This window comes from Actinoplanes sp. DH11 (assembly GCF_020873875.1).
GTDB lineage: Bacteria > Actinomycetota > Actinomycetes > Mycobacteriales > Micromonosporaceae > Actinoplanes.
Genome location: NZ_JAHWGU010000017.1, coordinates 1 through 25,009 on the forward strand (window position 1 = coordinate 1; position 25,009 = coordinate 25,009).

Below are 25,009 nucleotides of genomic sequence, written 5' to 3' on the forward strand. Positions count from 1 at the left end.
TCCCGGCAACAAACAAATGTTGCCAAAGGAATCTCCAACCCACCTGTAAACAGATAGGCCGGGGTATTGCCATAATTGGCACTGGCTTATCAAGCACCCTGTTGAGTTCTCAAAGAACAACCGCACATCGGAGCAGAACCTCAATCAAGAGGCCCAACCTCGAGGCAACCGTTCGAATTTGTCTGGTCGGATTTCGCCTTTCGGCATCGCCCAGATCAGTGGCTCGTGCAGGTCGGCCGGATTTTCATCCGCCCGTTTCCCTGCCGGCTGAACCACTCTAGCCGGTCGGCGTCGCAACCGCAAATCCAACTTCGTGGATCTCGCTGCACCGCCCGGTTCGTCGAGGCCAAGCATAGCTCGTTCCCGACCGGTCCCGAGTCACCTTCTGGATTGTCACTTTCGTGCCGCTCCGTACCGGTTTCCCGTTCGCAGAGAAGAAGTTACGGGACACGGGTGGGTGACCGCAAATCGACGGTCATGACCACCGCGCCGCCGTGGTGGCACACGACGGAAGGAAACCGTGACAGAGTGACGTCATGGACGCTTCCGAGACGCTCGCGGTCGACGCGTTTCTCGGCCTCATCGTTCCGCTCTGGCAAGTCGTCATCGGCTTACTTGTGCTGGTCACGGTGGTTGTCTCCGTCCATCGGCTGTTCCTGCGAGGCCCCTCCCGCATGGGTGGGGCTCTCCTTTTGGCCGGCGCCGCGGTCGTCGGACTGGCCGTCGTCAGCTATCTCGTGCAGAGTCTGTGACGCCCGATACACCGGCGTCGCTACAGGCGCCGGTTCGCAAGACTCGGCAGCTCCGCGCGGATCTTCTCCAGGCGCGGGAGGTCCAGATCCGCGATCGCGACACTCTCCGCGTCGGGCGCCTGGGCAAGGACGGTCCCCCACGGGTCGATGATCATGCTGCGACCGAAACAGGTACGCCCGGGCTCGTGGTCGCCGATCTGCCCGGCCGCCAGCACGTAGCACTGGTTCTCGATCGCCCGGGCGCGTAACAGCACCTCCCAGTGATCACGGCCGGTGTGCATCATGAAGGCCGCCGGGACCACCAGGAGCTTCGCGCCGGCGATCGCCAGCCGGCGGTACAGCTCGGGGAACCGGAGGTCGTAGCAGATGCTCAGACCGATGGGAGCACCGTTGACGGCGGCCACCACGGTCTCGTGCCCGGGAGCGACGGTTCGCGACTCCTGGTAGGACACGCGGCCGGAGATCTCGACGTCGTACAGGTGGATCTTGCGGTAGGCGGCGGTGAGGGTGCCGTCCGGCGCGAAGATCAGCGACGTGTTGTAGGTCCGGTTCTGATCAGGCCCGGTCTCGTGGAACGAGCCGGCGTGCACCCAGATCCCCAGATCTCGGGCCGCCGCCGCGAAGAACGAACCGAACTCGCCGTCGACCGGCTCCGGTTCCGGCGCGTCGGCGGACCGCCCGAGGAAGTCGACGTACTCCGGGAGGACGGCGAACTCGGCGCCGCCCGCGGCGGCACGCTCGAGCAGATCACGAGCCACGGCAAAGTTGTGGGCACGGTCTTCGCGTGAATTCAGCTGGCAGACGGCGACGCGCATAAATCGAAGAGTACGGGTACCCGAGGGCTTTCGTGGCCACCACCGACCCGGCTGCCACGAAAGCCCCCTGCCGGGCTTCCGGCAGGATCGGTGGGCGCGGCACACCCCCCGCGCGGCACCCGCCCCGCAGACACCCGGCCGACAGACACCCGTTCGCAGGTATGCGGCCGGAAGGCGTGCGGCCGGCAGACGCCCGGCTGGCGGCTATGCGGCCCACAGGTGTGCGGTCGGCAGGTGCGCGGAGTATGAAAAAAGCCGCCGCCCGGAAACCGGGCGGCGGCGACAGAACAGGGCCGGTCAGGCCGACTTCTCCTCGCGATCCGGCCGGCGACGCCGGCCGACGAACTCGCGGGGCACGATCGTGGGGTTCACGTTCTCCAGGACCACCTCACGCGTGATCACCACGCGGGCGGCGTCGGGGTTGCTGGGCACCTCGTACATCACGGAGAGGAGGACCTCTTCCATGATCGCGCGAAGGCCGCGGGCCCCGGTGCCGCGGAGCATCGCCTGGTCGGCGATCGCCTCAAGGGCGCCCTCGTCGAACTCCAGCTCCACGCCGTCGAGCTCGAAGAGACGCTGATACTGCTTGACATACGCATTCCGCGGCTCGGTGAGGATCTTGATGAGCGCCTCACGGTCGAGGTTGCGGACCGTGGTGATCACCGGGAGGCGGCCGATGAATTCGGGGATCAACCCGAATTTCAGCATGTCCTCCGGCATCACTCTGCTGAAGATGTCGTCGGTGTTCCGCTCCGAGATCGACCGCAGGCGGGCGCCGAAGCCCACGCCGCTCTGGCCGACGCGCTGCTCGATGATCCGGTCCAGCCCGGCGAAGGCGCCGCCCACGATGAACAGCACGTTCGTCGTGTCGATCTGGATGAACTCCTGGTGCGGGTGCTTGCGGCCGCCCTGCGGCGGGACGTTGGCGACCGTACCCTCAAGGATCTTGAGAAGTGCCTGCTGAACGCCCTCACCGGAGACGTCGCGCGTAATCGACGGGTTTTCGCTCTTGCGAGCGATCTTGTCGACCTCGTCGATGTAGATGATGCCCTGCTCAGCCCGTTTGACGTCGTAGTCCGCCGCCTGGATCAGCTTGAGCAGGATGTTCTCGACGTCCTCGCCGACATAGCCGGCCTCGGTGAGCGCCGTGGCGTCCGCGATCGCGAAAGGCACGTTCAGCATGCGGGCCAGCGTCTGCGCCAAGTGCGTCTTGCCGCAGCCGGTGGGGCCGATGAGCATGATGTTGGACTTGGCCACCTCGACGTCGCTGCTCCCACCGGGGGCGCCGTTCGACTCGGCCTGGATCCGCTTGTAGTGGTTGTAGACCGCGACGGAGAGGGCCTTCTTCGCCTGCTCCTGGCCGACAACATAGTTGTCCAGGAACTGGCAGATCTCCATCGGCTTGGGAAGCTCTTCCCACTTCACCTCGCCGGTCTCAGCCAGCTCCTCTTCGATGATCTCGTTGCAGAGGTCGATGCACTCGTCGCAGATGTAGACCCCTGGGCCCGCGATGAGCTTCTTGACCTGCTTCTGCGACTTCCCACAGAACGAGCACTTTAGTAGGTCGCCACCGTCGCCGATCCGTGCCACCTACGTTCTCCCTGCGTTCAATGGCCGATCGCCGACCGGTCCGTGTCCGAGGACGGAATGCCTCGTTGCCATCTCATCGTCCGCCGACCCGCGTAACTGAGGCTGCAGACTCGACGTTACCCGCTGTGGCGCTGTTCTCCGACCCCCCAAAACGGGCGTGTCAGGGGTCGGCCAGTTTAGCGTCACCCGGCCGACCCCTGACACCGCCCGGTCAGCTACTCGCGCCGACGGTCTGCAGGCTCTTCTTACGCGTGGCCAGCACGACGTCCACCAGGCCGTACTCCTTGGCCTCGTCCGCCGTCATGATCTTGTCGCGGTCGATGTCCTTGCGAACCTTCTCCACCGGCTGGGTGGAGTGGTGCGCGATCATGTCCTCGAGCTGGGTCCGCATCCGCATGATCTCGCGGGCCTGGATCTCGATGTCCGATCCCTGACCGTAACCACCCTCGGTGGCCGGCTGGTGGATGATGATCCGCGAGTGCGGGAGCGCCATCCGCTTGCCCGGGGTGCCACCGGCGAGCAGCACCGCCGCAGCGCTGGCCGCCTGACCGAGGCACACCGTGCTGATGTCGGGGCGAACGTACTGCATGGTGTCGTAGATCGCGGTCATCGCGGTGAACGAGCCACCAGGCGAGTTGATGTACATCAGGATGTCGCGGTCCGGGTCGGTGCTCTCCAGCGTCAGCAGCTGGGCCATCACGTCGTTGGCCGACGCGTCGTCCACCTGGACACCGAGGAAGATGATCCGGTCCTCGAACATCTTGTTGTACGGGTTCGACTCCTTGACACCCCACGAGGTGCGCTCGGAGAACGAGGGCAGCACGTAGCGGTTGTGCACCGGAGCGAACCCGGGAGGCATGGAAAGGTCGGTCATGGTTCAGCTCCTCAGTTCAGCGTTCCGGCGCCGTCCGGAACCTGCGTGGCCCCGGTGATCACCTTGTCGATGAAGCCATAGTCCTTCGCCTCGGTCGCCGTGAACCAGCGGTCCCGGTCGAAGTCGGCGGCGATCTGCTCCGGAGACTGTCCCGTGTGGTGGGCGATCCGCTCCTGGAACATCTTCTTGGTGTAGAGCATCTGCTCCGCCTGGATGGCGATGTCGGCGGCGGTGCCACCCATGCCGCCGGACGGCTGGTGCATCATGATGCGCGCATGGGGAAGCGCGTACCGCTTGCCCGGTGATCCGGCGCAGAGCAGGAACTGCCCCATCGAAGCCGCCATGCCCATCCCGACGGTGGAGACGTCGTTGTCGATGAACTGCATGGTGTCGTAGATCGCCATGCCCGAGTAGACCGAGCCACCGGGCGAGTTGATCCACAGGTGGATGTCTGCCTCAGGGTCCTCGGCGGAGAGCAGCAGCAGCTGCGCGCAGATGCGGTTGGCGACCGCATCGGTCACCTCGCTGCCGAGGAAGATGATGCGCTCACGCAGCAAGCGGTTGTAGACCGAATCGTCGAGGTTGCCACTGAGTGCTTCGCCCCGCCGCGCCACGGGGGTGGCGGGGATGTGGAGATCGGTCATGGCAGCCCTTCACAGCTGACTGTGTCGGCCGAAACTGTCCGGCCGGCAGGTTGTCCGTCGTACGACCAACCTAACTGGTCGGATGCGCATCAGCTTCCCGCTCGGGCAGGTGTTCGCTGACAGCGCACCCGCCCCCACACGCGCCCGGAAACGCCGCGGCCACCGTGTGACGCGAGCGTCGCACGGTGGCCGTCCGGAGGCGGTGGATCAGTGGTTGTGCCCGGCGTGCTCGTCCTCGCCCGCGGCACGCAGGTCGTCCAGCGTCAGGGTGTTGCCCTCGCTGTCGGTCATGGTGACCTGCTCCATGACGGAGGCCAGCGCCTTGCCCCGGCGCACGTCGCCGAAGACGGCGGCCGCGGCACCCGAGCGCACGAGCTGGTCGTAGTACTGCTGGGGCTGCATCTGGGCCCGCTGCGCCCGGTGCACGATCTCGTGACCGAACTCGTCGTCGGAGACCTGGACGTCCTCGGCGTCGGCGATGGTGTCGAGCAGCAGCTGGATCCGGACGCCCTCCTGGGCCGCCTCGGTCAGCTCCTGGTCGATCTGCTCCTCGGTCTTCTCCTCCGAGGCGAGGTAGTCCTGCAGCGTCGCGCCGATCCGCTCCAGCTGGTCGGTCATCGCCTGCTTCCGGCCGTCGACCTCGTCCTTGACGACGCCCTCCGGAGCCGGGATCGCCGCCGCCTCGACGAGCTGCTTGAGAGCCTCGTCACGAGCCGCGTAGATCTGCTCGACCTTCTTCACCTTGGCGAGCCGCTCGCGCAGGTCGCCCTTGAGCTCCTCGAGGGTGTCGAACTCGCTCGCCAGCTGGGCGAACTCGTCGTCGATCTCGGGCAGCTGCTTGTCCTTGACGGTCCGCACGACGACCTTCACCTCAGCGTCGCGGCCGGCGAAGTCGCCGCCCACCAGCTGCGTGGTGAAGTTGGCCTCCTCGCCGGCGGAGAGGCCGACGAGCACCTCGTCCAGACCGGGGAGCAGCTGCTTGCTGCCGACCTCGTGGGAGATGTTGGTGGCCGAGCCGCCCGGCACCTCTTCGCCGTCGACGGTGGCGTTGAGGTCGAGCTGGACGTAGTCCCCCTCGGCCGCGGGCCGCTCGACGGTCTTCAGGGTGGCGAACCGCTCGCGCAGGCCGTTGATCTGCTCATCGATCTCGTTGTCGCCGATCTCCACGGCCGGAACCGTGACAGCGATCGTGGAGAGATCCGGGACGGTGATCTCCGGGCGCACGTCGACCTCAGCCGTGAACTTCAGCGGCGCGTTGTCGGCGAACTCGGTGATCTCCACCTCGGGACGGCCGAGCGTCTTGACGTCGTGCTCCTGGACCGCGGCGAGGATCTGCTGCGGGATCGCCTCCTGCACGGCCTCGTTCAGGACCGCGCCACGGCCGACACGCTGGTCGATGACCGCGGACGGAACCTTGCCACGACGGAAGCCCGGCACCTGAACCTGCGCGCCGATCTCCCGGTACGCCTTCTGCAGGCTCGGCTTGAGCTCGTCGAACGGCACCTCGATGGCGAGCTTCACCCGAGTCGGGCTCAGAGTCTCGACGGTGCTCTTCACAGGCGTACTCCTTGTTGCTGCGGATAGTTGTAATCAGTCGGGGTGGCGGGATTTGAACCCACGGCCCCTCGCTCCCAAAGCGAGTGCGCTACCAAACTGCGCCACACCCCGTGGCGACGGCCAGTGTATGCGGTCCACTCACTCGAGTGTGCGCTGGAGTCACCTGGTGGGTAATCCGGTTCGCGCGGACGGGAGATGATTCAGTAAGCTGTACGCGGGCCCCGGGCGTTGCCAGGGGTCACGCGGGCGTAGCTCAATGGTAGAGCCTCAGTCTTCCAAACTGATTACGCGAGTTCGATTCTCGTCGCCCGCTCAAGTTTACGCTGCTCAGAGACTTTCGACATCGACGTGTGCCGATTAGTCAAGGTCGTTCAGCAGGGATCTTGGTCGGGGCTAGGCCTCTAACCGCCACGGCGGCCTCGGTCTGAGTCGGCAACCCGGCCAAGCACCGTCCCCCACGTCACACCCGTTCAGGCCAAAGATCTCATCGACCGTGACACACCGGTCTCTCCGATGCGCCGGCATGTCGTCAGAGCGGGAAATCTGAAGACAACGGCTCGGCGACAGCGATTCCGGCGCATCGGCAAGGCAGTCGGTGCTCCACCCGTGTCGACCACAGTTGCGGCACAGGCCGCAACCGTGGCGGCCAACTCGCCTGGGGACGTGCAGCCGGAACGTCGCTGAACCGGAACGTCGCTGAAATGGTGTCCGCGAGTGGAGCAGTGACCGGTTCATCCGGGACAAATCGGGTAATACGCGAGCGAGCCTGTAGTTGTCGGATGTGGTGGCTAAGTCGGATGGTCATGGTGATGCTTGACGAGGCGGTTCTGGGTGATCCGGCACGTCTGGTTGCGGTGCAGCGGGCACGCCACGCGTTACCGGCCCAGCCGATTCCACTCAACGGGATCGCCCGGCTGGCGGCGCGGCTTCTGAACGCGCCGATGGCGACGGTGACCCTTGTCGGCCGTGACGAAGAGTTCTTCGTCGGCACGTATGGGCTACCACACGCACTGGCCGCGGACGGGCGAGCGCCGATTACCTACTCGGTGTGCGCGTACGTCGTCGCCCAGGATCATCCGGTGTCGTGTGGCGACATGCTGCATGACGACTCGGCTGCCCTGCGGGACCACCTGCTCGTAACCGAGTACGGCGTCCAGGCGTTCCTGGGTGTGCCGGTACGTGACGCGGCCGATCGGCTGGTGGGTTCGATGACCGTGCTCGACACCGCGGCCCGCCTGTGGACCGATGGACAGCTGGCGGCGCTGCTGGAGATCGCCGAGTTGTTGCGCCCGCCGGCGCCGGTCGAGGCGTCGACGCAAGTCGCGACGCTCGACAGTGCGGCGTTGCTGGACAGCGTTCAGGAGGCGTTCCTCGCGGTGGACCCGGACGGGGTGGTCGTCGGTTTCAACCGTGCCGCCCAGGACCTGCTCGGGTTCACGGCCGCGCAGGTGTGCGGCGGGCACCTGGATGGCAGCCTGCTGCCTGATTACGACGGCCAGCCGATCGGTGCCGCACTCGCCCGGCTGTTCGCCGCCGGGCCGAGCCGTCCGGTGCTACGCCAGGTGAGCATGCGCCACCACGACGGGCACCGGCTGACCGTGCAGACATCCCTGTCTGTGGTACGTGGCTCGGCTGGTGCTTTGGCCTGCGTGTTCCTCACCGATCTGTCGCAGCAGGTCGCCGCCGAAGACCGGGCTGACCGCGACGGCAGCTTCCTGGCCGCTCTGCTGGACAGCCTCTCGGTGGGTGTCATCGCCTGTGACGACACCGGCCAGGTGGTTGTGGTGAATCGGGTACTGCGGGAGTTACAGGGACTCCCGGCCGCTGCTCCGCTTCCGGTGGACTATCCGGCGTCGGTGGACGGCATGCTGCATGACATCGCGATGCGACCGCTGTCCTGGGAGCAGACGCCGCTGATGCGCGCCTTGCGCGGTGAGCACATCGACGGCGTGGACGTCCTGACCACGATGCCCTGCGATCAGGTGCGCACCTTCGCCACCGCCGCTCAGCCGATGATCGCCGACGACGGACGGCTGCTGGGCGCGGTGGCCGTGGCGCACGAGTTGACCGCGATGCGGCGTGCCGAACGGTTCCGGGCTTGTCACCTCGCCGTCGAAGCGGCGCTGCGGGCCGCGGACACGGAGACCGACGCGGCGCCCGGCGTGCTGCAAGCGGTCGGCACCACGCTCGGCTGGCCGTGCGCAGAGCTGTTCCTCATCGACGAGGCCAGCGGCCGGCTGCGCTCGGTCGGGCACTGGGATGTCTCCGGACACGACGCCGACGGCTTTTTCGGGCACACCCCGATCCTCGGGGCCGGGATCACCGGCCGGGTTTGGCAGAGCGGGCGGGCGATGTGGGTAGCCGACATCGCCGACAGCCCGTACCTGACGACCGTGTACGAGCAGACGAAGGCGCAGGCGTGGCTGTCGCGCGGTATCCGTACCGTTCTGGCGGTCCCAGTTCGCGACGGTGACACGCTGCTGGGTGTGCTGACCTGCTACGCGGGCGCCCAGGAAATCCACGAGGAGTTGCTCACCGTGCTGCTGGACGGGGTGGCCGCACAGATCGGCGTGTACGTCGCGTTGCGCCGCGCCGAACAACTCGCTCGGCAACTCGTACGTGCCCACGACGACTTCATTGCTCTGGTCGGTCATGAGATGCGCACCCCGCTCACCTCGATCGCCGCGAACGCCACCATGCTCGATGAGGACTCCGACGGCACGGACGACGACCGCCGGCAGATGCTTCGCTCGGTTGCCCGCAACACCGCCGTGCTGCAGAAGCTGGTGGACAAGCTGCTCGACCTCGCCGGTCTCGACTCCGGCCATCTGCGTCTCAACGTCGAGCGAGTCGATCTCGCCGTGATCGTCACCGATGCCGTCGCGGCGGCCCGTCACACCGCCGCCGACGTCGGCGTCCTGCTGCGTACCGACCTGCCGCCGCAGCTGCAGGTCGACGGTGACGCGTCTCGGTTGCGGCAAGTCGTCGTTGACCTGTTGTCCAACGCCGTTCAATACAGCCCTTCCGGCGCACAGGTGCAGATCGGACTACGTGCGGACGATGGCACGGCCGAGCTGTGCATCACCGACACCGGCATCGGCACGCTGGCCGACGAACGCGACCGGGTCTTCGACCGGTTCTTCCGCGGCAGCAACGTCCGTCACCAGGGGATCATCGGAAGCGGCCTAGGGCTCAGCCTCGCCCGCGCCATCGTCGCACTGCACAGCGGCACGATCCGGCTCACCGACAACCAGCCGTCCGGCACGGTGGTCCGCGTCCGGCTACCCCTGCACGAGCCGCCCACCCTGCCGGAAGCATGAAGCCACGTCAGCAACGGTGCGTTCGTCCTTGAGGTTTCGCCGGTTGCCCAACTTTGTCCCTCTAGTCGACCCGCACGCCGGTCTTCAAAAACCTACCCGTACAGGCTGGCGCGCCGCTCCCGCTCATCGACGAGCCGTTCCCGGACGTCCGCGGCGGCATCGCGCTCATCAGCGAGGGCGCTCACGCTCCTCGCACAGAGTTTTCGAGCTCGATGAGCGATCGTTCCTCCGCCCGAAGCTCCGCCGCGAGGAGCTGTGCATCTCTGTCTCTCACTTCGACGTTCGATTTCACGCTGCTCGGCGAAGGCTTCACCATCAACGCATGTCGTTCCAGGCGGTGATCTCGCGATCAATCTCTCGCTGGTCGGCGACACGTTCTCGTTCACCGAGTTGCACTTCACGCAGATCGAACAGGCGGTCCCGCTCGTCGGCCGCCCATTGCCGGTCATCAAGGGTGGCCTCTTGTTGGGTCGCCTGCTCCTCGCGGTGCTCGACAGCCTTGGCGCGGCGGTCCAGGTCGGCGTCGAGTCCACGGCGCTGCAGGTCCGCCTCCCGCTCCTGGCCTGACTCGCGCAGCAACTTCGCCGACGCCGCCATCTCGGCGTCGATCTCGGCCTGCTCGCCTGCGGCGCTCACGTCAGTGGTCTGAGCGTCCTCCGTCATCGCTTCACCTTGCACCTTGACGGCGCTATGGTCGAGGCGTTCTCGCCCGTGACACCCTTCCAACCGTGCGGCGCTGCAGGTCAAAGTCTGCTCGGCTGCCTGCTGGGCCCGTGTAGCGCGGTCGAGCAGGGTCAGGGCCCGGCTCTGTGCGCGCGAGACGGCGAGCAAGATCAAGCTACGGTCCAGCCGCCGCTGTTGAGAATGCACCCGAATTCCACCTCCGCCTGCCACCGATGTCGTGGCGGGCCGCGTCCAATCAGCGCCGCATTCCCCACAATGGCCGACTCAATACGCTGTTGCCGTCGTGGGCCGCTTGCCTTCACTCTCTAGTGGATCTTGCGATCTGTCAGGCGCCGGCGAGGCATGCGGACGCCGGCGCGTTGAAGGAGACGCGTTGCTCGGCGGCCCGGATCGCCAGACGCCGGTGGACCTCCTCGGGCACCCGCACCTGGAACTTTCCGGAGTAGCGCCGGTCGGCGATCGCCATGGTCGGCACCTCCCGGGACGCCTCCATGTCGGCGACGATTCCTCCGGCCACGCACTGAATGCCGATGAACGCTTCCAAGCGGCCGGGCGAGCCAGGAGACAGAGGGCAACTCGGCCACGGTGCCGACGTACTCACGTCCTCCGCCGACCAGTGAACCCGGTAGGTGTAGTGGTCCGCCACGCTCACGATCGTTCCACCAGCTTCTCGACCGCGGTCAACGCCTGCTCCACTATCACCGGCGATACTACGAGGGCGGAGGTCAGTAACCCTCGCATGTCGGTGAGCCGCCGCCGGGATCAGGCCGGGCCCGCCCCAGCGCGCGGCGGAGAGTGGCTGGTGGGAGGCCTGTCTCGGCGCGGATCGCGCGGGTCATGTGGGCCTGGTCGGCGAAGCCGGTGCGGGCCGCGGTCGCGGCCAGGCCGGCCCCGGCGTCGAGGGCGTCGAGGGCTGCGCGGATTCGCAGGCGCCGGCGGTACGACCGGAGGGTGTCACCGGTGACCAGGCGGAACGAGCGGGACAGGTGCCACGGTGACCAGCCGACCGCTGCGGCGAGTGCGGTCAGGTCCAGGGCCGGTTCGAGGTGCAGCAACTCGCGGACCTCCTCGATCACCGGGTGCGGCGCCGCCGGGAGATGCCCGGCCGGGAGCAGCGCGGTCACCAGTTCCACGGCCAGCTCCACGGGAGGGGCCGGGTTCATGGGAGCGGCCGGGTTCATGGGAGCGGCCGGGAACATGGGGAGGGCCGGGGTCACGACGCGGAGCAGGCGGCGGTGCAGGAGGTCGGCGGCCGGTGTCACGCGGACCGGGCGGCGCGGGAAGCGGTCGGCGATCTCCGCCGGCAGGGCGACCGCCGTGCACACGTCGCCGCCGGCCGGGTGGGCCACCTGCTGGACCTCGCCGGGGCGCTGCACGTAACCGGTGGTGACGTCGGCGAGCTGTGCCCGCCCGTCGACGCGCCGGACGAACCGGCCCTGCCGGACCAGGACGAGCGCGAACCGGGCAGCGTGCTCGGCGGGACTCCAGCGCTCACGGGCCGGGCCGGCGCAACGGACTTCGGAGACCGGCACCTCGGGCATGTCGTCGACGCTATCCGCAAAACCGTTCAAGACCGGGGGCCCCGGTGGCGCGCAGGCTGCCGGCATGACTCTTGCGAACGTGCTGGGCGCGGCGGGGCCGCGACCTGGCGACGAGAAGGCGATGCGGTTGTACGGGCGACTCGTCGGCACCTGGGACGTGGCGAACCGGTACCGCGGCGACGACGGCTCCTGGGTGTCCGGTACCGCGGTCTGGACCTTCGGCTGGGTGCTCGCCGGCCGGGCGGTCCAGGACGTCATGTGGTTCAGCGATCCCGGTCCGGACGGTTTCCCGGCCGTCACGACCGGCAGCACGATGCGACTCAAGCAGGCCGGGGACAACGACGACTGGCGCGTCGTCTGGTTCTCCCCTGATGGACGGACTGTCACGCTGGTGGGTCGCCCCGGTCCGGGCGGCGACATCGTCCAGGAGGGTGTACGCCTCGACCGTACCCATGTGCGCTGGCTCTTCAACGACGTCACCGAAACCAGTTTTCGCTGGCTGGGGTACATGCGTCGCAGCGCTGACGAGCCGTGGGACTTGGAGCAGGAGATGCTGGCACGCCGCCGTCCTTGACATGTGACCAAATGGTCACCTAACTTGGCGTCATGACGGACGACGATCGGGTTTTCAAGGCTCTCGCCGACCCGAGCCGTCGTTTCCTGCTCGACCTGCTCTTCGCGCGTGACGGCCGCACGCTCACCGAGCTGGAGTCCGAGCTCGAAATGACGCGGTTCGGTGTCGCCAAGCATCTGCGGGTGCTCGAGGAGGCAGGTCTCGTCGTCGTGCGCCGTTCCGGCCGGGAGAAATTGCACTTTCTCAATCCCGTGCCGATCCGGCAGATCCACGACCGGTGGATCGACAAGTTCACCGAGCACCAGGTCACGGCACTCATCGATCTGAAACGACAGTTGGAGGAAGAGCCATGAGCACGACGCAGGTGCACCGCATCTGGATCAAGGCGGCGCCGGAGAAGATCTGGGACGCGATCATCGATCCGGAGTGGAACGCGCGCTACGGCTACGCGGCGCCCCAGTTCTACGAGCTGGAGAAGGGCGGCCGCTTCCACTCGACGCCCAACCAGGGGATGAAGGACTACGCCGCGGCCCACGGCTTCGCGATGGCCGACACCATCGCGGACGGCGAGATCCTCGAGGTGGACCCGCCGCGCCGGCTGGTGCAGACCTGGCGGATGCTGATGGACCCGGCCACCGCCGCCGAGCCGTTCAGCACGCTCACCTACGACATCGAGGACGCCGGCCCCGGGGTCTGCCGGCTCACCGTCACCCACGAGCTGACCGGCGCGCCGGCCACAGCCGCGCTGGTGCAGGGCACGCCGGAGCCGGGCGCGCCGGGCGGCGGCGGCTGGGCCTGGGTTCTCAGCGACCTCAAGTCCCTGCTGGAAACAGGCGCACCCCTGGCCGGCTGAACCAGCGCCGGGCGACGGCGTCGGAAGACGGCGGATCAGACGAGAGGGGTACGGGCCCAGGACCGGCCGGTGGTGCCGGTCCTGGGCCCGGACCACCGTCTCAGCCGACGTAACGGCGGGCCACCGAGCGCCGCTGCGCCTCGTCCAGCCCGGACAGCCGGGCCTCCACCATCGGTGGCCTGGGCCGCCGGTTCGCCAGCAGCCAGCCCAGTCCCCGTGCCGCGTCGGCGGCGGCGAGCAGGGACGTCCGGTCCCGCGGGACGGTCCGGGCCAGGAAGAGCGTCCGGCGGACGGCCGCCCCCGCCGGCCGGCGCAACCAGGTGAACCAGAGTGTGTTGCGCAGGCCCACCCGGCGCCGGTGCGTGGCGTCCCGCAGCAGCGACGCCCGGTGGTGCACGGTCAGCTCCTCCAGGTAGCAGAGCTCCCATCCGGCGGTGAGCAGGTCGGTCGCGAGCAACTCCTCCTCACCGCCGAGCCAGAGCCGCTCGTTGAATCCGCCGGCCGCCTCGAACGCCTCCCGCCGCACCACTGACGCACCGGCCAGGAAACTGCCCAGTGCCGGCCCGGGCAGCCAGTCCGGCCCGGGCACCGGCGAGTCCCGCAGTTCCGCCACGATCGGGTCCTCGGCGCCGGACGGCTCCACCACGATCCGCGCATTGACCAGACCCAGCTGGGGATGGTCGTCGAGCGCGTCGGCGGCCCTCGTCAGCGAACCCGGCGACCACCACGTGTCGTCGTCGCAGAAGGCCACGTACGGCGTCCGCAGTCTCCGTACCCCGATGTTGCGACCCACCGCGCCGAGGTTCTCGCTCAGAGCGACCACCTCGACCGTGGGAAAGCGGTCCCGGACCGCGTCCGCGGTCCCGTCCGTGGAACCGTTGTCGACAAGCACCACGTGCGGCTGTTCCGGCAGCTCCAGCAGCCGTTGTACGCACGCCACGGCCTCGTCGCGCCGTTGCCAGGTGATGACGACGACGCCCACCCGTGGATCCCCCATGAATGCCCCTCCTCAATGGCGGCGGGTGTCTTACCCCGGAATTGGTTATTCGCACGTTCCTGGGGCAACCGACTGATCAGAGACACCCGGACGAGGAGGAGACGACGTGGATCCGCGTAGCAAGTACCCGAAGCCCGAGCTCGACGGTGGCGACCAGCAGCCGCCCGGCTCGACCTCCGCGATGCCGGACCGGCCCGATCACGGCGAGGAGAGCTACCGGGGCAGCGGACGGCTGACCGGCCGCAAGGCGATCATCACGGGTGGCGACTCGGGGATCGGGCGGGCGGTGGCGATCGCGTACGCCCGGGAGGGCGCCGACGTGCTGATCTCGTACCTGCCGGAGGAGGAGGCGGACGCCCGGGACACCGCGAGCTGGATCGAGAAGGCCGGCCGCAAGGCGGTCACCGTGCCCGGTGACATCCGGGACGAGGCGCACTGCCGGGCCATCGTCGATCGCGCGCTCACCGAACTCGGTGGCGTGGACATCCTGGTGAACAACGCCGCGTACCAGATGTCTCAGCCGGGTGGGATCACCGACATCACCGACGAGCAGTTCGACCGGGTGATGAAGACCAACCTGTACGCGATGTTCTGGCTCTGCCGGGCCGCGGTGCCGCACCTGACGCCCGGCGCCTCGATCATCAACACCGCGTCGATTCAGGCGTACCAGTCGTCGAGCGCGCTCCTCGATTACGCCACCACCAAGGGCGGCATCGTGGCCTTCACCAAGGCGCTCGCCGAGGACCTGGCGGAGAAGGGTGTCCGGGTCAACGCGGTGGCACCCGGCCCGATCTGGACGCCGCTGATCCCGGCCACCATGCACGAGGAGAAGATCAAGTCGTTCGGCTCGGACACGCCGCTCGGCCGGGCCGGACAGCCCGCCGAGCTGGCTGCCGCCTACGTCTACTTCGCCTCGCAGGACGCGAGTTACACCACCGGCGAGGTCCTCGGCATCACCGGTGGCAAACCCGTCAGCTGAGCCGGCCGGTCACGCGCCGAACAGGCCGGTCACCCAGTGGACCGCGGTCATCACCCACTCGGTCTGCTGCAGGTGGGCGAGCCCCACGCCGATCAGGAAGACACCGGTGGCCATGTGCGCGCCGCGGGCGGTGTGCCGGACCCGGCCCAGCTGACGCTCGAGCACGAGCCGGCCGGCCAGCCGGGCCAGGGCGAACACGCCCGCGGCGACGCACAGCGAGGTGATGAAGACGATGATCGGGGTGATCTTGGAGCCGTCGGTCGACAGCACCCAGATGCCCCACGAGACGAACGCGAAGATCAGTGGGGCGTTGCTCCACTCGCTGCCGCGGCGCAGCCGGCGGATGTGCCAGCTCAGCGGTTGCCGCTCGGCCGACGCCTGACCCTCGGCCTCCGCCGGCCAGCCGGTGCCGGTCGGCTCGTGCTCGGCGGCGAAGTGCTCGGTGCGCTGCGTCACCCGGGCGCGGCCGCGACTGAACGGCGACGGCTCCGGCGCTGCCGGGTGCGCCCCGTGCGGGCCGAACGGCGGCACGCCGGGCTGCTGCGGCGACGCGTCCGGCCGGTGCACCTGCGTCTGCGCGTGGGCCTGTCCCGGCTTCGCAGGCTGCTGGGCCTGCGTGTGCCCCGCCTGAGTGTGCGGATGGTGCACCTGGGTGCGCGGCGCCTCGTGGTGCGGCGCCTGATGCGTCACGGGCGTGGTCGGCGCCTCGGCCCACGGGTCCTGCGGCGGCATGTCGAGCGTCCGCTCGGACCACTGCGGTTGCTCCGGCATTTTTCCCCTCTCGGACTGCGGTCGGCGACCGGCGTCAGTTCGAGAGTAACGAGCCAACAAATCGGTCGCCCTCGCAGACAGCAGTCCGTTACACACATGCCATGGATGAAGAGCTTTCGGTTCGGCCCGCCACGCCGGCCGACTTCCCGGCGATCTGCGAACTGCTGAGCACGGTCTTCCACGAGGACGTCGACCCGGACCTCGAGTCGGAGATCTACGAGACCGAGCGGTCGCTGGTCGCCGACGACGCCGGCACGGTGGTGGGACACGCCGACGCGTTCACCCGCGAACTCACCGTCCCGGGTGCGGTCGTCCCGGCCGCGCACGTCTCCGCGGTGGGTGTGCTGCCCACCCATCGCCGGCGCGGGATCCTGACCCGGATGATGCACCGCCAGCTGCGGGACACGGCCGAGGCGGGGCGCGAGGCGGTCGCGGTGCTCTGGGCCAGCGAGACCACGATCTACCCCCGCTTCGGGTACGGGCCCGCCTGCAACCGCCTCACCATGTCGATCATGAATCGTGAGGTACGTCTCCCCGCGCCACCGGCCACCCCCACCGGCCGCCTGCGGATGGGCGATCCGACCGAGCTGCTGCCCGGCATCGGCAAGGTCTACGAACAGCTCCGGCCGGAACGTCCCGGCTGGTCCAGCCGGCCCGACCACTGGTGGCGGCACGTGCTGAGCGACCCCAAGGAGAAACGGGGTGGCGCCGGTCCGCTGCGTGCCGTGGTGCACGAGGGCCCCGGCGGCACCACCGGGTACGCGCTGTGGCGGATCAAGGACGACTGGACGGCACACGGGCCGAGCGCCGAGGTCGTGGTGCGCGAGGTGGTCGCCGCCGACCCGGAGACGTACGCGGCGCTGTGGCGATTTCTGCTCGGCATCGACCTGACCCGTACCGTGACGCATCGGCTGGCGGCCGTCGACGAGCCCCTGCAATATTTGGTCGACGAGCCCCGGCGCCTCGGCGCAGCGGTCGGTGACGGCCTCTGGGTCCGCCTGGTCGACGTGCCCGCCGCGCTCGCCGCCCGGCGCTACGCGACCGAGGTCGACGTGGTGCTCGAGGTCACCGACCCGATCCTGGAACAGAACACCGGCCGATGGCGGCTCGCCGGCGGCCCCGGCGGCGCGGCCTGCTCCCGGACCACCGACCCGGCCGATCTGGCCTGCACGGTGACCGAGCTGGGCGCGGCCTACCTGGGCGCCACGTCGCTCACCTCGCTGGCGGCCGCCGGCCGGGTGCGGCAGCTGACCGGGAACGATCCGTCGATCGCCTTCGGCTGGCACCGGAAGCCGAGTCCGACCGAGGTGTTCTGAGGTGGGCCGCACAGCGGTAGCGTCGGCGTCATGGGTCAGCCCGAACGACGGCGCCGCCGTGTCCGTCCTTCGTCGGGAACGACGGAGAACACCACCGCGCCCGCCGAGCCGTCCGACGAGACGCCCCCGCCCGCGCGGACCGGCCCGGTCCCGGGCCCACCCCCGTCGGCGCCACCGGTGCCCGGCCCGCCGCCCGCCGCCGTTCCTGGTCCACCGCCCGGCGCCGTGCCAGGCCCACCAACCGGCGCCCAGCCAGGTCCACCAACCGGCCCGGCTTCGGGGCCGACGCCGGTCCCTACGCCCGGTCCGCCGCCCGGCGTTGCTCCCGGCCCGACTCCTGGTCCCACTCCTGGTCCGCCTCCCGGCCCGACTCCTGGTCCAACTCCTGGTCCGCCACCCGGCGCGGCTCCCGGCCCGACTCCTGGGCAGGGTTCCGGCGCGGCGGAGGTGAGTCCTGAGCGGGTGCGGCCGACTCGGGGCGGCTATCCGAAACGGCCCGGCCCGGGTGCTGGGGCGAGCGACGACCGAGAGACCGAGCGCGGGCTGCGGGGCCTGGTCGGTTCCGGGTCTTCGCAGGTCAGCGTGGGGGCGGCGCTACGGGCGCGTGACGCGTCCCGGCCGAGCGACGAGCAGGTCGCCGAGGCCGAGCGCGACCTGGTGATCGTCCGCCGCAACTGGCTGCCCCGCGAGGAACTCCCCCGCCGCTGACACGAGGCCGGCCCGCGAACAACCCGGCCCGCAAACAGGCCAGCCCGCAAACAGCCGGGCTCGCAAACAGGCCGGCCCGCAAACAGGCCGGCCCGCAAACAGCCCAACCCGCGAACAGCCCGGCCCGCAAACAGGCCGGGCAGGAAACGGCCCGGCCGGGACCGGTGGTGCCGGTGGTGCCGCCGGGTGTGGCGCGCGCGGTGCTACGCAGGCAAACCCGGGACGCGCGGCGGGCTCTGGGGCCGATCGTTCCCGGGATGTCCCTGTGGATGCGTGATGCGGCCCGCTGCGTTGGGTCCGCGTGACGTTGTTGATCTGCTAGCGGTGCGAAATCGCGGTTTTGACCCCTTGATCACAGCGATTTCGTAGCGCTAGCAGATCAACATCTCGACATGGGCCGGCGCGTCCGGCGCCGCCGGGCAGAGGGCACACGGGCTGACACCCGGGCCGTATCGGCTGGCCGGCAGGCGGGTGCGGCGGGCACAGGCGGACCCGGGACGCGGGTGCGGCGGGCACAGGCGGACCCGGGACACGCGGGCCGCCGGGGACACACGGGCCGCGGACACGCGTGCCACCGGCGGACACGGGCCACCGGCGGACACGGGCCACCGGCGGACACGGGCCACCGGCGGACACGGGCCACCGGCGGACACGGGCCACCGGCGGACACGGGCCACCGGCGGACACGGGCCACCGGCATCATGATGCGTGCGGCAGGTGCCGAGCCCTCACCCGCAACGCCCACCTGCGCGACGCGCGGGCCGCCGGGAACGCCTGCGGGGTCAGGGCAGCTCGGGGAGCGCGCGGTCCTGCTCGTAGGACGAGAGCTGCGCGATCCGGCGGGCGTGCCGGGGGTTGCCCGAGAACGGCGTGGCGATGAACGTCTCGACGAACGCGGTGGCCTCGTCGAGGGTGTGCTGGCGCGCCCCGATGGCGATCACGTTGCTGTCGTTGTGCTGCCGGGCCAGTTCGGCGATCTCGGTTTTCCAGACGAGCGCGGAACGGACACCCGGCACCTTGTTCGCGGCGATCTGCTCGCCGTTGCCGGACCCGCCGATCACGATGCCGAGCGAACCCGGGTCGGCCACCACCTTGGCGCCGGTGTGGAAGCAGAAGACCGGGTAGTCGTCCTCGGGGTCGTAGGCGTGCGGTCCGACGTCCACCACATCGTGGCCCTGCTTGGTCAGGTGGTTCACGAGGTGACTTTTCAACTCGAAACCGGCGTGGTCGGAACCCAGGTAAAGGCGCATGTTCGAAGTCTTTCAGAAGGTGAGTGCCGAACGCAGGGCGGACGCCACCTGGTCCGCCGCGGCCCGGGCTGCGTCGATGGTGGCCAACTTGCGGGCGAAGCCGTGGTTCACGCCCATGTACCGGGTGTGCACCACCGGGACGCCGGCGGCGATCAGCGCGTCCGCGTAGTCGGCGCCCTCGTCGCGCAACGCATCGTACTCCGCGGTGATCAACAGGGTTGGCGGCATTCCGGACAGATCGGTCACCGCGAGGGGTGCCACGTCCGGGGTGAGCCGCAGCGCGGGATCCGGTACGTACGTCTCCCAGGCCAGCTTCATCGAGGCCCGGTCCAGCCCGTACTCGCCGACCTCGTCGTAGGACTCGGCGGAGGTGAGCGGGTCCAGGGCCGGGTAGATGAGCACCTGGTAGTCGAGCGGGGTGCCGGCGTCCCGCTGCCGGCGGGCGGTGACCGTGGCGAGCTGGCCGCCCGCGCTGTCCCCGCCGATCGCCAGCCGGGAGGCGTCCAGGCCGAGCCCGGAGCCTTCCTTGCGCAGGTGGTTCAGGACCGTCTCGGCGTCGTCCAGGGCGGCCGGGTGCACGTGCTCCGGCGCCAGCCGGTAACCGGCCGAGACCACGGCGCAGCCGGACCGGTCGGCGACCCGGCGGCAGAACCGGTCGACCGTCTCGATGCTGCCGTAACACCAGCCGCCACCGTGCAGGTAGAGCAGCACCGGGGCGCCGATCTTCGTCGCGTAGAGGCGGCAGGGCACCCCGTCGGCGTCGAAGTCGGCGACGACCGGCAGCGGCAGCGCCGGACCGGTCTCCGCCTCGTTCGCATCCTCCATGGCCGCCCGCACGCCGAGCAGCCGCGTGTAGGGGTCGGCGGCCAGTTCGTCGGCGGTGGGACGCCGCCGCAGGGCTGCGGCGGCGTTCACCTGGGGGTGGAGCATCGGCTAGCCCAGCTGGGCGAGGACGAGACCGCCGCGGGCCTTGGGGGTGAACCAGGTGCTCTTGCGGGGCAGCTTGAGCCGCTCCAGGTTGACCTCGACGAAGTCCTCGACGGTCACCGGCGCGATGAGCACGGCCAGCTCGGCGCGGCCGCTGTCGACCTCGCCGCGCAGCCACTCGACCGGGTAGTCGCCACCGATGTAGGAGATGCGCTTGTCCCCCGGGTCCAGGCCGAGCGTGTCACGCAGCAGCGCCCGCTCGACGAGGGCGTGGTCCAGGTTCTCCACCGAGGTGCCGGCCGGGTCGGGCGGCAGCCCCACCGCGAACGAGCGGCCTCCCGCGTACATCTCGATCGTGCCCTTGGCCGGAAGCTGCGCGGGACGCGGCAGCTCGGTGACCGTCGCACCGGCCGCGCGGAGCCTCTCCAGCAGGTCGTCGAGCGCCGCCGGCAGCTCGCTCACCAGGCGGTTGTAGGGCTGGATCGCGACCGACGCGGGCGTGGTGATCACGGCCAGGAAACGCGGCAGCCCACCGGTCTGCGCGGCCAGGCTGCGGTGGTTGCCGTCGGCGACCACCAGTTCACCGCCGCCGGCCAGTTCGAGGAGCTTGTCCTGCTGGGCACCGGGACCGAGCACCCAGATCGCGTGGGTGCGGCCTGTCGCGTCCTGGTCGGTCGCGTCGGGCTCGCCGGACGCCGCGACCGCGTCCGCGAGGGCCGCGTGCAGCTCCGCACCCTTTCCGGTCTGGAGCAGGAGTACGGGCGAGAGCAGCGTCCCGATGGCTTCCGCGAGGGCGACGCGCTCGCGCACCTTCGCGATGAACACGTCCTCGTTGCGGATCACCAGGCCCGGCTCGTCGGCGCTCGTCGAGATCTGCGCGGTCTCGACGGCGCTCCAGAGGCCGTAGGCGGGCGCCTCGCCGGCGCCGGTGATGCGGTAGAGCACGACCACGTTCTCGGCCGGGCGGTACTTGCCCTCGGCCTTCGCGCGTTCCAGGCGGACAGCGGCGTCCGGCAGGGAATCGCTGAAGGACTTCCCGAGGGACTCGGGCGCGAGGTGGGGCATCTCGACGGCCAGCGCGCTGTACGCGTTGGCCTCGATGATCTCGGTGATCTCGGCGTCGTCGGCGAACTCGTCATAATTCTGGGCCCCGGTACCGCCATTGGTGATCCAGGCCCGGCTGATCGGGTGCACGACCGTCATGGCAGGCAATTTACCCGGCACGCCTGCGATGCCTGCCAACCGGCATGTTCCCGCGTGACCTGCTCAACTGGGCCTTCCGATGAGGATTCACCGGACGGGCCACCGGACTCGCGGTGACGGTCACCGGAGGCGCCACCATGACCGCGACATCCGGGGGCAGATCCACCCAGACGCCACGCTGGACGGCGATCGTGGACGAGGCGATCGGTTCACTCTCGGGCATGACTCGCTCCGCGTTGGATGAGGTTGTTCACACCCCATCCAACGACGGACGCGAGGCCGGGAGTCGCGTTTCCCGATTTCAGTCGAAGATCGGGTCCAGGTCGCGGCTCCGCTTGAGCTCGTAGAAGCCGGGCGTGCCGGCGACCAGCACGACACCGTCCCAGAGTTTGCCGGCGGCCTCGCCCTTGGGCGCCGGCGTGATCACCGGGCCGAAGAACGCGACGGTCTCGCCCGGGTTCGGGCCCGGCGCGTGGATCACCGGGGTGCCGACGTCCGTGCCGACCGGTTTCATGCCGGCGTTGTGGCTGGCACGCAGCGCCTCGTCACGGCTGTCGGTGGTCGCTGCGGCGGCCAGCTCGGGGTCGAGACCGACCTCGGTCAGCGCCTCGCGGAACAGCTTCTCGTCGAGCTCGTACTTCTGCAGGTGAATCCGGTTGCCCAGGGCCGTGTAGAGGTCACGCAGCACCTGCGGGCCGGCCGCCTCGGCGGCGGCGATGCAGACCCGGACCGGGCCCCAGCCCTTGGTCATGAGCTGCTGGTACTGCTCGGGAAGGTCGCGCCCCTCGTTCAGGACGGACAGGCTCATCACGTTGAAACGGATGTCGAGTGGCCGGACCTTCTCCACCTCCAGCAGCCAGCGGGAGGTGATCCATGCCCAGGGGCAGAGAGGGTCGAACCACATGTCGACGGTCGCGCGTTCGGTCATGGCTTCGATGATCCTCCTTTTCCGGGTGCCCGGTCGGGGTGAGTTCGGTCGCCGTCGACGCATAGGCTTCGAGGAACACAAGTCAGCTCGAAGCTCGAAGGAGAGTGCACGTGGCCGGTGTTCACAACCTGACCCAGGTCGAGGCTGCGGAGCGTAGTCGATTGCTCGAGGTGACCGGGTACGACATCACCCTTGACCTGACCGACGGGCACGGCAACCCCGGCTCCGACACGTTCCGGTCCACCACAGTGATCACATTCAAGTGCGCCGAGCCTGGGGCGGGAACCTTCGTCGAGGCCGCCGCCGCGAAGCTCCACTCCGCGACGCTGAACGGTGAGCCGGTCGACGTCGCCGCCTGGACGCCGGAGAAGGGCCTGCCGCTGACCGGCCTGGCCGCCGAGAACACCCTGGTCGTCGACGGCGACTTCGGGTACTCGGCGAGCGGGCAGGGCCTGCAGCGCAGCCTCGACCCGGTCGACAAAGAGATCTACCTCTACAGCCAGTTCGAGACCGCGGACGCCCAGCGGACCTACGCGTGCTTCGACCAGCCCGACCTGAAGAGCGTCTTCACCTGGCGTGCCACGGTGCCGGCGCACTGGAAGGTCATCTCCAACATGCCGGTCGACACCGAGGAGCAGGCCGGCACCGGCGCCAAGAAGATCAACTTTGCGACGTCGCCGCGGATGAGCACCTACATCACCGCGATCTGCGCCGGGCCGTACCACGAGGTCCGCGACTCGCACGACGGCATCGAGCTGGGCGTCTTCTGCCGGGCCTCGATGGCGCAGTACCTGGATGCCGACGACCTGTTCCTGATCACCAAGCAGGGCTTCGACTTCTTCCACGAGCAGTTCGGGGTGCGGTACCCGCTGCCGAAGTACGACCAGCTCTGGGTGCCGGACTTCAACGCCGGCGCGATGGAGAACTTCGGCTGCGTCACGCACGCCGAGGCGCACTACATTTTCCGCTCGCAGGTCACCGACTACGAGTACGAGCAGCGCGCCAACACGATCCTGCACGAGCTGGCCCACATGTGGTTCGGCGACCTGGTGACCATGCGCTGGTGGAACGACCTGTGGCTGAACGAGTCGTTCGCCGAGTGGGCGAGCCACTGGTGCAACACCCACGCCACCCGGTTCACCGACGCCTGGTCGACGTTCCTGTCCATCCGCAAGGCCTGGGGCTACCGGCAGGACCAGCTCTCCTCGACCCACCCGGTCTACTGCGAGATGCCGGACCTGGAGGCGGTCGAGGTCAACTTCGACGGCATCACGTACGCCAAGGGCGCCAGCGTCATCAAGCAGCTGGTCGCCTACGTCGGGCTGGACCCGTTCCTCACCGGCCTGCGCGCGTACTTCGCCAAGCACGCCTGGGGCAACGCCACCTTCGACGACCTGCTCACCGAGTTGGAGACGGCGTCCGGCCGGGAGTTGCGCAAGTTCGCCGCGCAGTGGCTGGAGACGGCACAGGTCAACACGCTGCGCCCGATCGTGGAGATCGACGCCGACGGCCGGTACCGCAGTGTCGTGGTGAGCCAGGAGGCGCCGTCGGACTACCCGACGCTGCGGACGCACCGGATCGGCATCGGCCTGTACGACCTCGACGGCGACCGGCTGGTGCGCCGCGAGCTGATCGAGGCGGACGTGGCCGGCGAGCGCACCGAGATCGCCGCGCTGGCCGGGGTCAAGGCACCGGACCTGCTGCTGGTCAACGACGAGGACCTGACGTACGCGAAGCTGCGGCTGGACGAGCGCTCCCTGGCGACGCTGGTGCAGCACATCGCCGGGTTCGACTCGGCGCTGCCGCGGGCGCTGTGCTGGGCCGCCGCGTGGGACATGCTGCGCGACGCCGAGATGGCCGCCCGGGACTACGTTGCGCTGGTCTGCGCGGGCCTGCCCGCCGAGACCGACATCAACCTCACCACCGCCACCCTGCGGCAGGCGGGCATGGCGCTGACCAGCTTCGCCGACCCCGCGTGGGCACCGACCGGCTGGTCCATGCTGGCCGGCCTGGCGCAGAGCCAGCTGGCCGCGGCCGAACCCGGCAGCGGCTGGCAGCTCACCTGGGCGCGGGCGTTCATCACCGCGGCCCGCACGCCGGAACAGGCCGCCGTGCTGCGCGGCTGGTTCAGCGGCGAGTCCCGTCCCGAGGGCCTGGTCGTCGACACCGAGCTGCGGTGGAGCCTGCTCCAGGCGCTGGCCGCGCTCGGCGCCGCCACCGGCGAGGAGATCGAGCAGGAGCTGGCCGGCGACCTGACGGCGAGCGGCGAGCGGGAGGCGGCGATCGCCCACGCACTGGTGCCGACACCGGAGAACAAGGCCCGCGTCTGGGCCGAGCTGACCGGGCCGGCGTTGCCGAACTGGAAGAACCGGTCGCTGCTCCAGGGCTTCCAGAGCACCCGGCAGGTGGCGCTGACGGCGCCGTACGCGGAGAAGTTCTTCGAGGTGGTCGGCGACGTCTGGGCCCGTTCGGACAGCGAGCCGGCGCAGGAGTTCGCCACCCTGGCGTACCCGGCCTACCAGATCAGCGAGGAGACGGTGGCGCTGACCACCGCCTGGCTGGAACGCACCGGGCAGCCGGCGTCGCTGCGCCGCCTGGTGGCCGAGGGACGCGACGGCATCCTGCGGGCGCTCAAGGCCCGCGCGAAGGACAGCGGCCGCTGACGAACAGTGCGGCGCCCCCGCTCCGCGACTGTGGAGCGGGGGCGTTTCACATGGCTGAGTTAC

Annotated in this window: 23 protein-coding genes and 2 tRNA genes; 10 read left to right on the forward strand and 15 right to left on the reverse strand. The window is 69.4% G+C overall.

From position 1 onward, the window contains the following. Positions 1 to 536: 536 nt before the first annotated feature. Positions 537 to 752, forward strand: coding sequence for a hypothetical protein (locus LPA41_RS23770; protein ID WP_229072975.1), 216 nt, complete (start codon positions 537 to 539; stop codon positions 750 to 752). Between the two features lie 20 nt (positions 753 to 772). Here LPA41_RS23770 and LPA41_RS23775 read toward each other — a convergent pair whose 3' ends face one another. The 6 genes from LPA41_RS23775 to LPA41_RS23800 form a co-directional block, all read right to left on the reverse strand. Then, the gene (locus LPA41_RS23775; protein ID WP_229072976.1) at positions 773 to 1,567 is read right to left on the reverse strand and encodes a carbon-nitrogen hydrolase family protein; all 795 of its coding nucleotides are present in this window, start codon (positions 1,565 to 1,567) and stop codon (positions 773 to 775) included. 297 nt (positions 1,568 to 1,864) lie between these two features. Beyond that, positions 1,865 to 3,157 carry an ATP-dependent Clp protease ATP-binding subunit ClpX gene (gene clpX, locus LPA41_RS23780; RefSeq protein ID WP_229072977.1) on the reverse strand — a complete coding sequence of 431 codons (1,293 nt, stop codon included), beginning with the start codon at positions 3,155 to 3,157 and terminating at the stop codon, positions 1,865 to 1,867. 211 nt (positions 3,158 to 3,368) lie between these two features. Continuing rightward, positions 3,369 to 4,031 (reverse strand): ATP-dependent Clp protease proteolytic subunit, encoded by a 663-nt coding sequence (locus tag LPA41_RS23785; RefSeq protein ID WP_229072978.1) that lies wholly within the window; start codon positions 4,029 to 4,031, stop codon positions 3,369 to 3,371. A gap of 11 nt (positions 4,032 to 4,042) precedes the next feature. Next, entirely contained in the window at positions 4,043 to 4,675 is a 633-nt protein-coding gene (locus LPA41_RS23790; protein WP_229072979.1) for a ClpP family protease, read from the reverse strand. Between the two features lie 207 nt (positions 4,676 to 4,882). Beyond that, the gene (gene tig / locus LPA41_RS23795; protein ID WP_229072980.1) at positions 4,883 to 6,232 is read right to left on the reverse strand and encodes a trigger factor; all 1,350 of its coding nucleotides are present in this window, start codon (positions 6,230 to 6,232) and stop codon (positions 4,883 to 4,885) included. Between the two features lie 37 nt (positions 6,233 to 6,269). After that, a tRNA-Pro gene (locus tag LPA41_RS23800) sits at positions 6,270 to 6,343 on the reverse strand. Positions 6,344 to 6,474: 131 nt separating this feature from the next. On the opposite strand from LPA41_RS23800, the gene LPA41_RS23805 reads away from it, so the two are divergent. Both LPA41_RS23805 and LPA41_RS23810 read left to right on the forward strand, forming a co-directional pair. Then, positions 6,475 to 6,545, forward strand: a tRNA-Gly gene (locus tag LPA41_RS23805). Positions 6,546 to 6,954: 409 nt separating this feature from the next. After that, positions 6,955 to 9,552, forward strand: a complete 2,598-nt coding sequence (locus LPA41_RS23810; RefSeq protein WP_229072981.1) for an ATP-binding protein — start codon at positions 6,955 to 6,957, stop codon at positions 9,550 to 9,552. Positions 9,553 to 9,867: 315 nt separating this feature from the next. Here LPA41_RS23810 and LPA41_RS23815 read toward each other — a convergent pair whose 3' ends face one another. From LPA41_RS23815 to LPA41_RS23825, 3 genes are all read right to left on the reverse strand, one after another. Continuing rightward, positions 9,868 to 10,215, reverse strand: coding sequence for a hypothetical protein (locus LPA41_RS23815; protein ID WP_229072982.1), 348 nt, complete (start codon positions 10,213 to 10,215; stop codon positions 9,868 to 9,870). Between the two features lie 346 nt (positions 10,216 to 10,561). After that, positions 10,562 to 10,753 carry a toxin-antitoxin system HicB family antitoxin gene (locus LPA41_RS23820; RefSeq protein WP_229072983.1) on the reverse strand — a complete coding sequence of 64 codons (192 nt, stop codon included), beginning with the start codon at positions 10,751 to 10,753 and terminating at the stop codon, positions 10,562 to 10,564. Between the two features lie 208 nt (positions 10,754 to 10,961). After that, a complete protein-coding gene (locus tag LPA41_RS23825) occupies positions 10,962 to 11,777 on the reverse strand; it encodes a helix-turn-helix domain-containing protein (protein WP_229072984.1) in 816 nt (271 codons plus the stop codon). Positions 11,778 to 11,841: 64 nt separating this feature from the next. On the opposite strand from LPA41_RS23825, the gene LPA41_RS23830 reads away from it, so the two are divergent. From LPA41_RS23830 to LPA41_RS23840, 3 genes are read left to right on the forward strand one after another with little or no spacing between them, the layout of a single operon-like run. Beyond that, positions 11,842 to 12,351, forward strand: coding sequence for a hypothetical protein (locus LPA41_RS23830; protein WP_229072985.1), 510 nt, complete (start codon positions 11,842 to 11,844; stop codon positions 12,349 to 12,351). Between the two features lie 32 nt (positions 12,352 to 12,383). Further along, positions 12,384 to 12,704 carry a helix-turn-helix transcriptional regulator gene (locus LPA41_RS23835; protein WP_229072986.1) on the forward strand — a complete coding sequence of 107 codons (321 nt, stop codon included), beginning with the start codon at positions 12,384 to 12,386 and terminating at the stop codon, positions 12,702 to 12,704. After that, complete coding sequence (locus LPA41_RS23840) at positions 12,701 to 13,204, forward strand: SRPBCC domain-containing protein (protein WP_229072987.1); 504 nt, start codon at positions 12,701 to 12,703, stop codon at positions 13,202 to 13,204. Before LPA41_RS23835 ends, LPA41_RS23840 begins: the two co-directional genes overlap by 4 nt. A gap of 100 nt (positions 13,205 to 13,304) precedes the next feature. On the opposite strand, the gene LPA41_RS23845 is transcribed toward LPA41_RS23840, so the two are convergent. Continuing rightward, entirely contained in the window at positions 13,305 to 14,201 is an 897-nt protein-coding gene (locus LPA41_RS23845; protein WP_229072988.1) for a glycosyltransferase family 2 protein, read from the reverse strand. A 106-nt stretch (positions 14,202 to 14,307) separates the two neighbouring features. Between LPA41_RS23845 and LPA41_RS23850 the strand changes: the two genes are divergently transcribed. Then, on the forward strand, positions 14,308 to 15,180 hold the full coding sequence (locus LPA41_RS23850; RefSeq protein WP_374238200.1) for an SDR family oxidoreductase: 873 nt from the start codon (positions 14,308 to 14,310) through the stop codon (positions 15,178 to 15,180). 9 nt (positions 15,181 to 15,189) lie between these two features. On the opposite strand, the gene LPA41_RS23855 is transcribed toward LPA41_RS23850, so the two are convergent. After that, a complete protein-coding gene (locus LPA41_RS23855) occupies positions 15,190 to 15,951 on the reverse strand; it encodes a DNA-directed RNA polymerase II (protein ID WP_229072989.1) in 762 nt (253 codons plus the stop codon). A gap of 101 nt (positions 15,952 to 16,052) precedes the next feature. Here LPA41_RS23855 and LPA41_RS23860 point away from each other — a divergent pair, with 101 nt between their 5' ends. Both LPA41_RS23860 and LPA41_RS23865 read left to right on the forward strand, forming a co-directional pair. After that, on the forward strand, positions 16,053 to 17,267 hold the full coding sequence (locus tag LPA41_RS23860; RefSeq protein ID WP_229072990.1) for a GNAT family N-acetyltransferase: 1,215 nt from the start codon (positions 16,053 to 16,055) through the stop codon (positions 17,265 to 17,267). 447 nt (positions 17,268 to 17,714) lie between these two features. After that, a complete protein-coding gene (locus tag LPA41_RS23865; RefSeq protein ID WP_374238201.1) occupies positions 17,715 to 17,975 on the forward strand; it encodes a hypothetical protein in 261 nt (86 codons plus the stop codon). A 782-nt stretch (positions 17,976 to 18,757) separates the two neighbouring features. On the opposite strand, the gene LPA41_RS23870 is transcribed toward LPA41_RS23865, so the two are convergent. The 4 genes from LPA41_RS23870 to LPA41_RS23885 all read right to left on the reverse strand — a co-directional run bounded on the left by LPA41_RS23870 (position 18,758) and on the right by LPA41_RS23885 (position 22,283). Beyond that, positions 18,758 to 19,225, reverse strand: coding sequence for a ribose-5-phosphate isomerase (locus LPA41_RS23870; RefSeq protein ID WP_229072992.1), 468 nt, complete (start codon positions 19,223 to 19,225; stop codon positions 18,758 to 18,760). Between the two features lie 12 nt (positions 19,226 to 19,237). Continuing rightward, positions 19,238 to 20,155 (reverse strand): alpha/beta hydrolase, encoded by a 918-nt coding sequence (locus LPA41_RS23875; protein WP_229072993.1) that lies wholly within the window; start codon positions 20,153 to 20,155, stop codon positions 19,238 to 19,240. A gap of 3 nt (positions 20,156 to 20,158) precedes the next feature. Further along, positions 20,159 to 21,355 (reverse strand): DUF1015 family protein, encoded by a 1,197-nt coding sequence (locus LPA41_RS23880; RefSeq protein WP_229072994.1) that lies wholly within the window; start codon positions 21,353 to 21,355, stop codon positions 20,159 to 20,161. A gap of 301 nt (positions 21,356 to 21,656) precedes the next feature. Further along, positions 21,657 to 22,283, reverse strand: a complete 627-nt coding sequence (locus LPA41_RS23885) for a DsbA family protein (RefSeq protein WP_229072995.1) — start codon at positions 22,281 to 22,283, stop codon at positions 21,657 to 21,659. Positions 22,284 to 22,393: 110 nt separating this feature from the next. Between LPA41_RS23885 and pepN the strand changes: the two genes are divergently transcribed. After that, on the forward strand, positions 22,394 to 24,946 hold the full coding sequence (pepN, locus tag LPA41_RS23890) for an aminopeptidase N (protein WP_229072996.1): 2,553 nt from the start codon (positions 22,394 to 22,396) through the stop codon (positions 24,944 to 24,946). Positions 24,947 to 25,009: the final 63 nt, after the last annotated feature.

Coding starts and splice junctions, on each gene's coding strand:
- LPA41_RS23790 (WP_229072979.1), bottom strand. CDS start 4,675: ATGACCGATCTCCACATCCCCGCCACCCCCGTGGCGCGGCGGGGCGAA.
- LPA41_RS23815 (WP_229072982.1), bottom strand. CDS start 10,215: ATGACGGAGGACGCTCAGACCACTGACGTGAGCGCCGCAGGCGAGCAG.
- LPA41_RS23875 (WP_229072993.1), bottom strand. CDS start 20,155: ATGCTCCACCCCCAGGTGAACGCCGCCGCAGCCCTGCGGCGGCGTCCC.
- LPA41_RS23830 (WP_229072985.1), top strand. CDS start 11,842: ATGACTCTTGCGAACGTGCTGGGCGCGGCGGGGCCGCGACCTGGCGAC.
- LPA41_RS23825 (WP_229072984.1), bottom strand. CDS start 11,777: ATGCCCGAGGTGCCGGTCTCCGAAGTCCGTTGCGCCGGCCCGGCCCGT.
- LPA41_RS23835 (WP_229072986.1), top strand. CDS start 12,384: ATGACGGACGACGATCGGGTTTTCAAGGCTCTCGCCGACCCGAGCCGT.
- LPA41_RS23870 (WP_229072992.1), bottom strand. CDS start 19,225: ATGCGCCTTTACCTGGGTTCCGACCACGCCGGTTTCGAGTTGAAAAGT.
- LPA41_RS23855 (WP_229072989.1), bottom strand. CDS start 15,951: ATGCCGGAGCAACCGCAGTGGTCCGAGCGGACGCTCGACATGCCGCCG.
- LPA41_RS23845 (WP_229072988.1), bottom strand. CDS start 14,201: ATGGGGGATCCACGGGTGGGCGTCGTCGTCATCACCTGGCAACGGCGC.
- LPA41_RS23860 (WP_229072990.1), top strand. CDS start 16,053: ATGGATGAAGAGCTTTCGGTTCGGCCCGCCACGCCGGCCGACTTCCCG.
- LPA41_RS23880 (WP_229072994.1), bottom strand. CDS start 21,355: ATGACGGTCGTGCACCCGATCAGCCGGGCCTGGATCACCAATGGCGGT.
- LPA41_RS23770 (WP_229072975.1), top strand. CDS start 537: ATGGACGCTTCCGAGACGCTCGCGGTCGACGCGTTTCTCGGCCTCATC.
- LPA41_RS23885 (WP_229072995.1), bottom strand. CDS start 22,283: ATGACCGAACGCGCGACCGTCGACATGTGGTTCGACCCTCTCTGCCCC.
- LPA41_RS23785 (WP_229072978.1), bottom strand. CDS start 4,031: ATGACCGACCTTTCCATGCCTCCCGGGTTCGCTCCGGTGCACAACCGC.
- LPA41_RS23775 (WP_229072976.1), bottom strand. CDS start 1,567: ATGCGCGTCGCCGTCTGCCAGCTGAATTCACGCGAAGACCGTGCCCAC.
- LPA41_RS23840 (WP_229072987.1), top strand. CDS start 12,701: ATGAGCACGACGCAGGTGCACCGCATCTGGATCAAGGCGGCGCCGGAG.